At 39.7% G+C, this 14532-nt stretch carries 10 protein-coding genes; 8 read left to right on the top strand and 2 right to left on the bottom strand.

Annotated elements, in window-relative coordinates; all coding sequences use genetic code 11:
- Nucleotide 1: 1 nt before the first annotated feature.
- Nucleotides 2-1210 carry a porin gene (locus I6F47_RS18610; RefSeq protein ID WP_197184337.1) on the bottom strand — a complete coding sequence of 403 codons (1209 nt, stop codon included), beginning with the start codon at nt 1208-1210 and terminating at the stop codon, nt 2-4.
- Nucleotides 1211-1849: 639 nt separating this feature from the next.
- Here I6F47_RS18610 and I6F47_RS18605 point away from each other — a divergent pair.
- From I6F47_RS18605 to I6F47_RS18585, 5 genes are all read left to right on the top strand, one after another.
- Nucleotides 1850-3439 (top strand): ABC-F family ATPase, encoded by a 1590-nt coding sequence (locus I6F47_RS18605; protein ID WP_076915491.1) that lies wholly within the window; start codon nt 1850-1852, stop codon nt 3437-3439.
- Between the two features lie 161 nt (nt 3440-3600).
- Nucleotides 3601-4083, top strand: a complete 483-nt coding sequence (gene purE, locus I6F47_RS18600; protein ID WP_002962540.1) for a 5-(carboxyamino)imidazole ribonucleotide mutase — start codon at nt 3601-3603, stop codon at nt 4081-4083.
- A gap of 2 nt (nt 4084-4085) precedes the next feature.
- Nucleotides 4086-5234, top strand: a complete 1149-nt coding sequence (locus I6F47_RS18595) for a 5-(carboxyamino)imidazole ribonucleotide synthase (RefSeq protein ID WP_165721898.1) — start codon at nt 4086-4088, stop codon at nt 5232-5234.
- A 122-nt stretch (nt 5235-5356) separates the two neighbouring features.
- Nucleotides 5357-6532 carry an endonuclease/exonuclease/phosphatase family protein gene (locus I6F47_RS18590; RefSeq protein ID WP_197173959.1) on the top strand — a complete coding sequence of 392 codons (1176 nt, stop codon included), beginning with the start codon at nt 5357-5359 and terminating at the stop codon, nt 6530-6532.
- A gap of 132 nt (nt 6533-6664) precedes the next feature.
- Complete coding sequence (locus I6F47_RS18585; RefSeq protein ID WP_197184336.1) at nt 6665-9169, top strand: S9 family peptidase; 2505 nt, start codon at nt 6665-6667, stop codon at nt 9167-9169.
- An 84-nt stretch (nt 9170-9253) separates the two neighbouring features.
- Here the strand turns inward: I6F47_RS18585 and rrtA are convergent, their stop codons facing one another.
- Nucleotides 9254-9862: a rhombosortase gene (rrtA, locus tag I6F47_RS18580; RefSeq protein WP_197184335.1), complete on the bottom strand. Its 609-nt coding sequence runs from the start codon at nt 9860-9862 to the stop codon at nt 9254-9256.
- Nucleotides 9863-9959: 97 nt separating this feature from the next.
- Here rrtA and ggt point away from each other — a divergent pair, with 97 nt between their 5' ends.
- The 3 genes from ggt (at nt 9960) to I6F47_RS18565 (ending at nt 14455) form a co-directional block, all read left to right on the top strand.
- A complete protein-coding gene (gene ggt, locus I6F47_RS18575; protein WP_197184334.1) occupies nt 9960-11738 on the top strand; it encodes a gamma-glutamyltransferase in 1779 nt (592 codons plus the stop codon).
- 142 nt (nt 11739-11880) lie between these two features.
- Entirely contained in the window at nt 11881-13575 is a 1695-nt protein-coding gene (locus I6F47_RS18570; protein ID WP_024589383.1) for an NAD-dependent malic enzyme, read from the top strand.
- A gap of 154 nt (nt 13576-13729) precedes the next feature.
- A complete protein-coding gene (locus I6F47_RS18565) occupies nt 13730-14455 on the top strand; it encodes an SIMPL domain-containing protein (protein ID WP_024589382.1) in 726 nt (241 codons plus the stop codon).
- Nucleotides 14456-14532: the final 77 nt, after the last annotated feature.

The following is a 14532-nucleotide window of genomic DNA, read 5'->3' as shown; positions in this document are numbered from 1 at the left end:
TTTAGAACTTATATCTAAAACCAAATGCTATACCGTCATCTTCCGACTGCTCCATTTGTGCTTGTTGATCGTCGTTATCACTTTCAAAGTCGCTAAAGTCTTTACGCGCTTCTACGTAGGCAATAGTGTCTTCGTCAATTAAGTAGTGAAGGCCAATAACAGCAAACTGACGCTTAAATACATCGTCTGGATCGGCGTTAAAGTTTGGCTGAATTACGTAATCATCGCCGGCATCAAACACGTTGTAGGCAATAAAAGGGCGAAAGTCGTTATCAAAACGGTATGATGCGAATGTTTCTATACCAATTGCGTCTTTAATTAAGCGACCAATGTTATCTGTGTCGTGGTTTTTGTTTTTATTTACGTTGGCAGCAACGTAAAGGCCGCGCTTATCAATGCTGCCCCACATAATACCGGCACCGTAAATAAGATCTTCAACATTACGAGTAGAGCCATCGCCAAACGTTAAATCAAACTCACCTCGGTTAACACCTGCAGTAAGCGTTAGCATATCGGTAGGGGTATAAGTAACAGACGCACCAAATGTGTAGTTAAATTCAACTTCTTGAGCTGCACTATCGCCAGAGTTCCAAAGCGTTTCGCATTCTTCTTCTGAAATATCGCTTACGTCACAGGTATAAAACTCGCTGTTTTTAAGCTGCGCTTGTACTGCAAAGCTAAAATCGTTATAGCTATTGCGGTACTGGACTAACTTATCACCACGGCCAGTGCCATTTACAGCGCCATCGTCTTTGTTATAGGTGTAAACACCTGCTGCATTACCATCCCATACAAAGCTATTATTTGTTCCATAAACTACGTCGTACCATGCACCCCATTGTTTACCAATGGTAAGTTGACCGTACTTTTCGTGTGAAAGGCCTGCGTAACCTAAACGGTTATACAAAAATTCGTCCTGAATTGACTCAAAACGATTGTTATAAATAATATCGCTACTACCAACAGGGTTTACTCCCCATTCTACAAGAGCAAGGGCAGTCCAATCTTTCTTTAGCTCTCTAGTAAAACCAAAGTTAATGCGCGACGTACCGTTAACAACTTCGGTTTCGTTTTGTGTGTTAATTACACGCACATCAAGATATCCACCTACTTCAAGAGTGTTTTTTTCATCTTTGTATAACTCTACCGCCGAGACAGCGGGTGCGAATACAATACTTGCGCTAATCAGTGTCGCTAATTTTTTGCTCATCTTGTGTGTTGCCCTGTGTAAATTTTTAGTGTTTTTACGTAGGTAAAAATTCAGATTTGAAGACTAACAAAGCAATAAAGAGCTCAAAAGTGAAAAATACTCAACAAAATTGACAGGCAAATTCTATTGATATTCACTAGAGGTTAATTTTGTTTTTCAGGTGTTGCAGAAGTTTGTTTTTATATTGAATATATAGGTAAATAGGATGGTAAATTTGTGGTGTGTTAAAAATTTAATTTGAATTAATTTCATCTTGTTCAAAAAATAGCAACTAGTGCAAAAGCTCTAAAAGTGCTTTACTTTCATAAATATAACTTTTTATTGTTACTGCATGTACAAAAATGAGTTAAGTAAACACACAAACACGTTAAAATTGTTTTTACTCTAATTCAGTATACGTAATTCTAAACTCCCTGGACGTATTAAAGTGAATATATTGATGAATTTTTACTTGTGTAAGCTGAATAAAAATTTACAAAACCATTTAATTTAATCTGTTATTTGAGTTACCCACTATACAGTGCTAATAAATGGCTAAAACGCGTTAGCTTGCCTTTAAACTTTCATAGAAAAACAGGCCATTTTGGTTTAAACTGCGCGCAATTTAATTACATCCATACTCCCTTGGAGGGTAGCGCTATTATTAGTACAGCTAATGTCACCATGCAATTTGGTGCTAAACCATTATTTGAAAATATCTCAGCAAAATTTGGCGACGGAAACCGTTACGGTTTAATCGGTGCAAATGGTTGTGGTAAATCAACATTTATGAAGATTCTAAGTGGTGAGCTCGAAGCGTCTTCAGGTAATGTAAGTACTGATCCAAATGAACGTGTTGCTAAACTAAACCAAGACCAGTTTGCCTACGAAGAATACTCAGTAATTGATACTGTGATCATGGGTCACAAAGAGCTGTGGAAAATAAAACAAGAACGCGACCGTATTTACTCTTTACCAGAAATGAGTGAAGACGACGGTATGAAAGTAGCCGATCTTGAAACTGAGTTTGCTGAAATGGATGGTTACTCTGCTGAATCTAAAGCAGGCGAGCTTCTATTAGGCGTAGGTATTGGCACAGACCAACACTTTGGCCCAATGTCAGAAATTGCACCAGGTTTTAAACTACGTGTGCTACTTGCACAGGTGTTGTTTTCAGACCCAGATATAATGCTACTTGATGAGCCTACCAATAACTTGGATATTTACACCATCAAGTGGTTAGAAGACGTGTTAAACCAACGCGACTGTACCATGATAATCATCTCGCATGACCGTCACTTTTTAAACTCTGTGTGTACTCACATGGCCGATATTGACTACGGTGAGCTACGTATTTACTCAGGTAACTACGACGAATACATGTTTGCAGCAACGCAAGCACGTGAGCAACTACTTAGCGAAAACGCGAAGAAGAAAAACCAAATTGCTGAACTTCAACAGTTTGTATCACGTTTCTCTGCTAACGCATCTAAAGCTAAGCAAGCAACATCGCGCGCTAAACGTATCGACAAAATTCAGTTAGACGAAGTTAAAGCGTCTTCACGTCAAACGCCGTTTATTCGTTTCGACCAAGAAAAGCAGTTATTCAGAAACGCGCTTGAAATGAATAACCTAACGCAAGGTTTTGACGACAACACGTTGTTTTCTGGGCTTGAGGGTTTAGTAGAAGTTGGCGAGCGTATTGCTATTATTGGTGAAAATGGTGTTGGTAAAACAACATTACTTAATACATTAGCAGGGCGCTTAGCTCCTAAAGCCGGTGAGTTTAAGTTTTCTGAAAACGCGAACATTGGTTACTACGCGCAAGATCACGCAGATGAGTTTGCAACCGACATGAACTTGTTTCAGTGGATGGAGCAATGGCAACAAGAAGGCGACGACGAACAAGTAGTTCGAAGCTTCTTAGGTCGTATGTTGTTCTCTCAAAACGATATTAAAAAGTCAGTTAAAGTAATTTCAGGTGGTGAGCAAGGCCGCATGCTGTTTGGTAAAATTATGATGCATAAACCAAACATATTGTTAATGGATGAGCCAACTAACCACATGGATATGGAATCTATTGAAGCGCTTAACTTAGCACTTGAAGCCTACGAAGGTACATTAATGTTTGTATCGCACGATCGTCAATTTGTATCATCGGTAGCTACCCGAATTTGGGAAGTTAAAGATGGTAAAATCATTGACTTTAGAGGCAACTACGCAGAATACCTAGCGAGTAAAGAAGCTTAATTAGCTATTTACACGTTAACCCTAAAAAGCCATGTTTAAACATGGCTTTTTTTGTTTTTGTGGCTTTGTATTAGTCGCAATTAATATGGCTTTGGGTATAATACCCGGCTTAAACAGGACATAAGTCCGCTATTTTAAAAATACATTACTGAGGAGTATTTATGACTGTTGGCATTATTATGGGTTCTAAATCAGATTGGCCAACCATGGAACATGCAGCACTTATGCTTGAGCATTTTGGCATTAAGTACGAAACTAAAGTCGTGTCTGCACACCGCACTCCTCAATTACTTGCTGATTACGCAAGTTCAGCCGCAGAACGCGGTATTAAAGTTATTATTGCTGGCGCTGGCGGCGCGGCTCATTTACCAGGTATGGCTGCTGCTTTTACATCGCTTCCTGTACTGGGCGTGCCTGTAAAATCAAAAGCATTAAATGGTGTTGATTCACTTTTATCTATTTGCCAAATGCCTAAAGGCGTTGCAGTGGGCACACTTGCAATTGGTGAGCCGGGCGCAGCAAACGCAGGTTTACTAGCCGCACAAATTTTAGGGTGTCAAAATCCAGAAATTTTTGCAAAAATTGAAGCGTTTCGTAAAGCTCAAACCGACACTATATTAGCTAATCCAAACCCTGCAGAGTAATAATGAATATTTTAATATTAGGTGCAGGGCAACTTGCACGTATGATGAGCCTTGCAGGCGCGCCGCTTAATTTAAACGTGGTTGCATACGATGTAGGCAGCAAGCAAATTAAGCATCCGCTAACTGGTGAGGTTTATAGCACGTCACTTGAGCAAGCAATATTAAACGCTGATGCAATTACTGCAGAGTTTGAGCACATTCCTGATGACGTACTAACACTTTGCTGTAACAGCAATAAGTTCTACCCAGGGAAAGCCGCTATTAAAACCGGTGGCGATCGCTCGCTTGAAAAAGCATTGCTTGATAAAACAAACGTAACTTGTGCGCCGTATCAATTAATTACTGAAAAAGCGCATCTTGAACACGCAGTTAAAACCCTAGGAAAGCCACTTGTTATTAAAACATGCCAAGCGGGTTACGATGGAAAAGGCCAATGGCGTTTAAAATCGGATAGTCAAATAGACGAAATTTGGTCACAAATGTCTGATTTTATTGCATCGGGCACCGAGCTTGCGCCACATACAATTATTGCTGAAAAAATGATCCCGTTTGATCGTGAAGTATCTATTATTGGTGCGCGCGATAAACACGGTAATGTTGCTATTTATCCGCTAACAGAAAACGAGCACACAAATGGTGTGTTAACGCTTTCTATTGCCGGTAAAAATAATCACTGCGTTGAAGCGCAAGCAAACGATGCATTTACAAAAATAGCAAACGAGCTTAACTACGTTGGCGTATTAGCAATTGAGTTTTTTGATGTACAAGGCACGTTACTCGTTAACGAAATTGCACCGCGTGTACATAACTCAGGCCACTGGACGCAACAAGGCTGCCATTGCTCACAGTTTGAAAACCACATGCGTGCTGTTGCAGGTTTGCCGCTTGGCAATACAGAGCTTAAACACATTACCGCGATGATAAACGTACTAGGGCAACCTAATATTCCAGCTGACGTACTTAAATATGCAGATGTGACTAGCCATTGGTACGGTAAAACTGCAAAACCAGGTCGTAAAATGGGCCATATAAACGTATCGGCCACTAGCATGAACGACCTAGCAGATAAATTAGGTGAGCTTACTGAATATTTACCTGAGCAAGACTACCCTGGTATTTTAAAAGCGGCGGCAAATTTAATCCTTCATTAAATGGCTAACCGTTTTATTAAATGCCGAGCTTGCTCGGCATTTTTTTGTACTTAAAAAAAGCGCAAGGTTACCTAGATTGTGAAATAATGATTGAGTCTAAAATTTTACAGTGAAATTATTTAATGAAACTTAAAGCAATTTATAGCGCACTACTTGTTGCCGCTTCTTTTAGTCCTTTTTTTAGTAACAGTGCATTTGCATCAGACTCTCTTCGTGTTGCTACTTTTAATGTAAGTATGGATGCAACTAATCACACACCTAAAGGTGAGCAAGTTAAAAGTGATGCTTTAGTTAATGCACTTAAAGCAAACCACCAGCAAATTAAAAATATAGCGGAAATTATTCAACGTGTTCGCCCTGACATTATTTTACTTAACGAATTTGATTACATCCCAAAAGAGCAGGGAATTGAATACTTTAATAAGCATTATTTAAATGTAGGTCAGCAAAAACAAGCCGCTATTAATTACCCTTACTCTTATATTGCCCCTGTAAATACAGGCCTAGCTACCGAGTTTGATTTAGATAACGATGGCAAGAAAAATGGCGTGATGGGCGATGCACAAGGTTTTGGTTTTTTTGAAGGGCATTACGGTATGGCTATTTTGTCAAAATACCCAATCGATTTTGATAAAGTAAGAACCCTTCAAACCTTTAAATATAAAGACATGCCAAATGCACAAATGCCCGTAATGCCTAAAACAGGCGAAAACTGGTATAACGTACAAGAATGGCAAGCACTTAGACTTAGCTCTAAATCGTTTTGGGATTTACCTATTAACGTAAATGATAAAACCATTCATGTTATTGCATCTCACCCAACACCCCCTGTATTTGACGGTGAAGAGGATAGAAACGGCAAACGTAACCACGATGAAGTAAGGTTAATTGCCGATTACGTTTCAAACGCTAAGTATATTTACGATGATAAAGGCGAAAAGGGCGGTTTAAAAACTTACTCTCGGTTTGTTATTTTAGGCGATTTAAATGCCGCACCAGAGGGCGATAAAGCCCGCACAAATACCACCGACCAACTACTTAAAAACCCATTGATAAACGCTCACTTTGTTCCAAAAAGTGAGGGCGCTAAAGAGCAGTATGCTGTGCCTTATGCACAAAATTACAGTGCTAATTGGCAAGCGCGTGTTGATTACGTTTTACCGTCAAACTACGGCTTAAAAGTTAAAGACGGTGGTGTGTTTTGGCCAACTAAAACGAGCAATGAATATCGTTTAATTAAAGACAGAAACGCATCGAGCGATCATCGACTGGTGTGGCTTGATTTAATAGTTGAATAACGCCTATTAACAGGGGATGCGCTAGTAAACTGAGCTTTACCCTGTTTAATGGCTATTTATCTTAAAAAATTGCAATAACTTGAGTGCTTCTGCTTAAATACGGCTTAATTATAATAACCGTATAGAAGCACTATGATTTTTAATTTTTCTTCATCTAAAACGTTAGTGGCCTTAGCTGTTGCCTCAAGTGTCATGCTTGCAGGTTGTAGCGCGACCGCTAACACCTCATCAACACAGCAAAGTGCTTTACCAGCAACATCGGTTGCTGCGGTTGTAAACACGCCAGCAGATATCGGCTCACAAAAAATAACGCTAGAACAAGCAATGGCCGATCCGGATTGGATGGGCAATCAGCCAGAGAGCGCTTATTGGGCTAGCGATTCGGCTACTATTATTTATGCTCAAAAAGAGCAAGGTAATACACTACGCGATTTATTTAGCCAATCGGTTACTAGCCAAACAGCAGAGCAGGTAGCACTTAATAAACTTCATACTGTGGGTTCAAATAAAGCTGTTTATTCAAAAAATAAAACAATGGCGGCCTACACGTTTAAAGGCAATGTGTTTGTTAAAAACCTAAAAACCGGTGAACTTAAACAAATTACAGCGACATCAGCAAGCGAATCTAAACCACAATTTTTAAATAATGGCGATTTAGTTTACCGCCAAGGCAATGTATTTTTTAAAGTTGATTTAAAAACAGGCTTAACGAGCGAGCTTGCTAACTTAAAACTTGCTGATGAGCCAAAAGGGATTGAAGAGCCAAGCACGTATATTGCTAAAGAGCAGCATAAATTGATTAAGTTTGTGGCGCTTCAACAAAAAAATAAAAAAGATAAGCAAGCACGTAATGAGCAAATTAATGAACAAAACAATTCAATTGCTAACACGGCTTACTACTTAGGTGATGGTAATAAAGTTGCAGAAGCACAGCTTTCGCCAAATGGTGATGCGCTGTTAGTCGTTGTACAAAAGCAAACAGATTGGCGCGGTGATGGCGATATTATGCCTAACTACATTACAAATGACGCCACTATAGAACCTAAAAAAGCACGCCGCCGTGTAGCCGATGCTAAAGAAGAAACCTCAAAGCTTGTGTACATCAATTTAACTAACAAAGAGCAAACATCACTTAGCTTTAATACCTTACCGGGCTTTGATGAAGATGTTTTAGCCGCAGTTAAAAAAGAAAATTATGCACGCAAAGGTAAAACATATAAGTCTAAAAAGGCGCCTCGTGGCATTAACCTTATTATGGACTGGGGTTTTGAGCAAAGCCCAATAGTATGGAGCGATGACGGCTCGCAAGTAGCTGTCATGCTTGAAGCATGGGACAACAAAGACCGCTGGCTTGCTAACGTTGATTTTAAAAACAACAAACTTGTCTCGCAACATCGCCTGCATGACGATGCATGGATTGCTTACGCGTTTAACGACTTTGGTTGGTTACATAACTCAAACACGCTTTATTACCTATCGGAAGAGTCAGGTTATAGCCAGCTTTATAAAAAACCAATTAACGGTAAAGCAACCGCGCTTACACAAGGCCAATTTGAGGTTTCTAACTTAACGCTTACCAGCGACGACAGCGCAATTTATTACAAAGCGAATGTTGAGCATCCAGGCCTTTACGAAATTTATCGTGTTAACCCACAAACAGGTAATAGCGAGCAAGTTACTGACTTAAATGGCATGACTGATTACACGTTAAGCCCAGATGAAAGCAAGTTACTCCTTAAGCACTCTACAATTACCATGCCTAATGAGCTTTATGTAGCTGATGCTCAAGCCAATACAAAAGCAACGCGATTAACGCATACTGTGTCGGATGAGTTTTTAGCTAAAAAGCTAACTGCACCTAAAATTGTTGCTGTGCCATCGAGCCATACTGATCAACCAATATACGCAAAAGTGTATTACCCAGCTGATTACGTAGAAGGTGAAGTAGGTAAAAACCGCAAAGCGGTTATTTTTAACCACGGCGCGGGTTACTTACAAAACTCACATATGGGGTTTTCGGTTTATTTTCGTGAATTTATGTTCCATTCATTGCTCGCTGATGAAGGTTACATAGTAATGGATATGGATTACCGCGCATCTAAAGGTTACGGCCGTGATTGGCGCACCGCGATTTATCGTCAAATGGGAACACCTGAAACACAAGATTTAGCCGATGGCGTTAAATGGATGGTGCAAAATGCCAACGTTGATACCAAAGCGGTCGGTACTTATGGTGGCTCTTACGGCGGCTTTATGACCTTTATGGCATTGTTTACCGCGCCTGAGTTATTTCAATCGGGTGCAGCACTACGACCTGTTACCGACTGGGCACATTACAACACAGGTTATACGGCTAATATATTAAACCATCCTGATGTTGACCCGATTGCATATGAGCGCAGCTCGCCAATTTATTACGCTGAGGGTTTAAACAAACGTTTATTAATTAACGCACCCATGGTTGACGATAATGTGTTTTTTCAAGACTCAGTGCGTTTAGTACAGCGCTTAATAGAGCTTGAAAAACAAAACTTTGAAACAGCTATATTTCCTGTGGAACCACATGGTTTTGTACAGCCTTCAAGTTGGTTAGACGAATACCGCCGTATTCATAAGTTATTTAAAGAAACGCTTTAATCTTTAATTCTTAAAGTATAAAAACAAAAATGCCGCATTAGTTAACTAATTCGGCGTTTTTATTGGGTTGAACAAAATCTAACTTTATTTTTTATTTTTAAAGTTCTTTTTAAAGTTCTTATTAAAGAGTTCTATAACCAGTGGTATGGCAAGCAGAGTCCCGCCAATTACACCAATTAAATGTGCGTCAATAGCCACAGTGGAGTTAATAAGCTTTCCAATATCAGCATTAGGGCCGCTAAATTGCTCAAACGCTATTTTAATCCATACGCCTACAAATAATAAATAACCCGACTTAAGCCCTACAGTTATGTCTTTAACTGCCCCCCAAATAATTACACCATGCAGTAGAGCACTTAATCCGGTGTAAATATGTATGCTTGGGCAAAACCAATACACGCCGAGTCCACACCACAGTGCTAGCGCAGTTGTATTAAAAGCGTAGCGAGTAGGTGATGTGTATTCGCCATGTAAAAGCCATATTAGTAAAACACCACTGGCATTTAGTCCCAAATGAGCCCAATTAGCATGAACAAATTGGCTAGAAAAAATTCGCCACAGTTCGCCTTCATCAATTAGGCTTCGGTTAAATTCAAGTAAATTATTTAAATCAAATGCAGCAAAAATGGTACTAAATAGCAGCAGAATAATAGGCGGTAATATATAACGAGGTTGAATAGGTAAATTAAGCATTTTATTATATTTTTTTAGTCAAAATTTTTGCATATTGTGCACGTTTAACTTTAAGATGCCAAATACAACTACGTAATTAAGTGTTTTTAGTATTTTTATGCATTTTAAACTTAACTCATTATTTGCCATTGGGCTGTGCGCAGTATCACTGCCTTCATTTGCACAGCAAGCAACTCAAATTGAAACTCGCGAACCTGAAGCCGCTACTGGATTAATTCATAAAAAAGTAGTGCAAGGTGATAAATACATGGTTGCTGCGGCAAATCCATATGCCTCAAGAGCCGGTCAACAAATTTTAGCCCAAGGCGGCAGTGCCGTAGATGCTGCCATTGCTACTCAACTAGTGCTTACTTTAGTTGAACCGCAATCGTCAGGTATTGGCGGTGGTACATTTATGATGTACTACAACAAAGCAAACAATAAGCTGACTAGTTTTGATGGCCGCGAAACAGCACCTGCAAATGCAGACGAAACGCTGTTTTTAGATAAGCATGGTAAAGCCGTTAAATGGATTGAAGCTGTAGTAGGCGGACGCTCTGTTGGTGTGCCTGGTATTTTACATGCCTTTGCAAGCGCGCATAAACAATACGGTACATTGCCGTGGGAAGCGCTTTTTAAACCGGCTATTGAACTTGCAGAGCAAGGCTTTGTAATTTCTCCGCGTTTACATGGCTTATTAGCACGCCAGTTAAACCCAGGCGTATTGAGTATGCCGATTATTAACGAATACTTTTACCCAAATGGTAAATTAATCGAAGCGGGTAGCGTTAAAAAGAATCAACCACTTGCTGATTTATACAAAGACATTGCAAAGCAGGGCATTGATGCATTTTACAAAGGCGAAAACGCTAAACAAATGGTTAATGCTGTACAGCACTCTAAAGTTGCTCCTGGTAAATTAAGTGTGCAAGATTTAGCAGATTACAAAAGTAAAGAACGCGATGCGGTATGTATACAATACCGTGCTTATAACGTGTGTTCTATGGCGCCACCAAGTAGTGGCGGTGTAGCAGTACTACAAATGCTTGGCCTACTTGAGCATAAAGATATGAGTGCACTTAAACCAAATGGCGAAAAAGCGATTCATTACTTTAGCCAAGCTTCGCGTATTGCATTTGCCGATCGCGATATGTACATGGGCGATCCCGATTTCACTCAAGTACCTACCAAAGAGCTTTTAAACAAAGATTACATTGCCTCACGCGCTAAATTAATTACCGAAACAGACCAAAAAGCCGTAGCAGGTAATCCTGTAGGGTACTTAAGTTATGCAATGGATGATTCATACGAGTTACCTTCTACTTCGCATGTCTCTATTGTAGATAGTAAAGGTAATGCCGTATCAATGACCAGTTCAATTGAAATGGCGTTTGGCTCTACGGTTATGGTTAATGGCTTTATTTTAAATAACCAACTAACTGACTTTTCGTTATCGCCACGTAAAAACGGCAAGCTTGTAGCAAACCGTGTAGAGGCTGGTAAACGCCCGCGTAGCTCTATGTCACCGGTAATGGTATTTAATAAAGATGGCAGCTTACGTTTAATTGTAGGCTCACCTGGTGGTAGTCGTATCATAGATTACGTTGCACAAGTTGTTGTGGGTGTTATTGACTGGAATTTATCAGCACAAGACGCTATTAACTTACCGCGTACAACAAATCGTAACGATTACACCAGCCTTGAAAAAGGCACAACCATTGAAGCCATTGCGCCTGCGCTTACTAAACGCGGCCACAATGTACGTATTATTGATTTAAACTCAGGCTTACACGCAGTTGAAGTTAAAAATAATACCTTATATGGTGGTGCGGACCCTCGCCGTGAAGGTGTTGCGTTATCTGATTTAACTGATAATAACGCCACTATACAATTTTAAATTATGTATAATATGCATGTGGGCAGTGAAGCCCGCATGTATTTTCTCTCAATGGTCTGACTAGCTTAATTGTCGTTGCAATTAAACCTTTAACACTGATAATGACAGATCATAACTTAAGACTCCGTTAAAGCTTGGAAATATGACAACTAATACTGATCCTAACTACCTATATATTCATCATTCTGGCCCTGGCCTAATTGAAACACCGCTATTAAATAAAGGCAGCGCCTTTAGTAAAAAAGAACGCGAAAATTTCAATCTTGCTGGTTTACTTCCTCCTCGCTTTGAAACAATAGAAGAGCAAGTTGAGCGTTGTTATCAGCAGTATTCTAGCTTTACCGACAACCTTAATAAGCATATTTACTTACGTGCGATTCAAGATAACAACGAAACACTTTACTACCGTTTAGTGCGTGATCATCTTGAAGAAATGATGCCAATCATTTACACGCCAACAGTTGGCGACGCTTGTGAAAAATTCTCAGACATTTATCGCAGCGCACGTGGCTTATTTATTTCGTATGAAGATCGTTACCAAATTGACGACATTTTACGCAACGCTACCAAAGGTAAAGTAAAAGTTATTGTTGTAACTGATGGCGAGCGTATTTTAGGCCTAGGCGATCAGGGTATTGGTGGCATGGGTATCCCAATTGGTAAATTGTCACTTTACACTGCGTGTGGTGGTATAAGCCCAGCATACACATTGCCTGTAATGCTTGATGTGGGTACTAATAACGAAAAGCTTTTAAACGATCCTATGTACATGGGTGCACGCCATAAGCGTATTGCTCAAGACGAATACGATGAGTTTTTAGATTTATTCATTAAAGCGGTTAAACGTCGCTGGCCAAATGTATTACTTCAGTTTGAAGATTTTGCACAACCAAATGCAATGCCGTTACTTAAGCGCTACCGCAATGAAATTTGTAGCTTTAACGATGACATTCAAGGTACTGCGGCTGTAACGGTCGGTTCTTTACTTGCTGCGTGTCGCGTTAAAAATTCAACCCTAAGCCAACAAAAAGTAGTTTTTGTGGGTGCAGGATCTGCTGGTTGTGGTATTGCTGAGCAAATTATTAGCCAAATGGTTTTTGAAGGTATTACAGAAGCTCAAGCGCGTAGCCAAGTATTTATGGTTGATCGTTTTGGTTTGCTTAGTGAGGGTATGGAAGGCTTACGCGATTTCCAACAAGCACTTGCACAACCGCAAGGCTCGTTAAGTGATTGGACTTACAGCGGTGAATACGCATCACTTCTTGATGTTATGAACTGTGCACAACCAGACATTTTAATTGGTGTTTCAGGCCAACCTGGTTTATTTACTGAGCAAGCTATTCGTGCAATGCACGCAGGTTGTGAACAGCCAATTATTTTCCCATTGAGTAATCCATCTAAGCAGGTAGAAGCGCATCCTGCTGATGTTATTAAATGGACAGATGGCAAGGCACTTGTTGCAACAGGTAGCCCGTTTGATCCGGTTGAACACAACGGTGAGATTTTCCCAATCCCACAATGTAACAATAGCTATATTTTTCCTGGTATTGGTTTAGGGGTTATTGCCGCTAAAGCGACACGCATTACAGATGCTATGTTAAGTGTGTCTAGCGAAATGCTTGCAGAGTCGTCGCCGCGTGCAAACACAGGTAAAGGTAGTTTATTACCAGCCCTAACTGAAATTGAAACGCTAAGTAAGCGTATTGCATTTGCCATTGCTAAAAAAGCAATCGAAGAGGGCGTTGCTCTTGAGATTACTGATGATGCGTTATGGGCAGCAATCGACAAAAATTACTGGTTACCAAAATACCGTAACTATAAACGTTGTAGTGTTTAATAACGTTTATACGTAATTAAAAGTAAATGGTGTAATAGCATTAATTACAACGCTTAACAAAAAACAGGCAATGGCCTGTTTTTTTGTGCTTGTTCATATTTAATTAACCACGTACGGTGTTTACTTGTTTTTACATAATTAAAGGATCGACTTAATGAAAACACTGACTTTTGTTTTAGGTGGTGCACTGGCTTTAAACGTACTTAGTTTTGATGCACTCGCGGCAGCGACTCCCGATGCTCCTCATATTTATGTTAAGGGCGAAGCGACTCTTACTACAATGCCAGATTACGTACAGCTTAGCGTAGGTATTACTGAAGTTGATAAAGACTTAATTGCTGCTAAAAATAAAACCGACTTAACCATCGCCAAGGCAATTAAGCTCGTAAAAGAAATTGGTGTTAAAGAGGGAGATATAAACGCCGGACAAATTTCAATAAACCGTGATAGCCAATACAACCGCACTACCGGTAATCAAGAATTTAAAGGCTTTAAGGTTTCTCGTACATTAACTGTAAAACTTAGCGATATAAATAAATACCCTGAGTTACTACAAAGCTTAGTTAACAACGGTATTAACGAAATTAATCAAACGCAATTTTTAGCAAGTAACTACAACGAGCTGCATAAAAAAGCGCAAAAGTTAGCAATTAAAGACGCACGGGATGCAGCAAAAGAGTTTAGTGAAGATTATGGCGTTGATTTAAAAGGATTATACAGCGCGTCACTAAGTCCACTCAATGTGCAGTCGCAACCTTATATGCGCACAGAAAAAGTAATGATGGCTGATAGCGCACCAAGTAACTATGTACCTGATGCCTACCATGCTGGAGAGATTAAAGTTACTGCCTCAAGCTATGCTGTGTACTACATAGATTAAAATATAGGTTCTTCCTAGGGACGATTAACTCTATGTTGCTCGGTTTTTACTTAGCCCACTAGGTTACAAACCTCGCG

This window comes from Pseudoalteromonas sp. NZS37, assembly GCF_015864265.1.
GTDB classification, from domain to species: Bacteria; Pseudomonadota; Gammaproteobacteria; order Enterobacterales; family Alteromonadaceae; genus Pseudoalteromonas; species Pseudoalteromonas arctica.
Note: the sequence above shows the minus strand (reverse complement) of the source record. Positions and strands in the feature narration are given on the sequence as shown.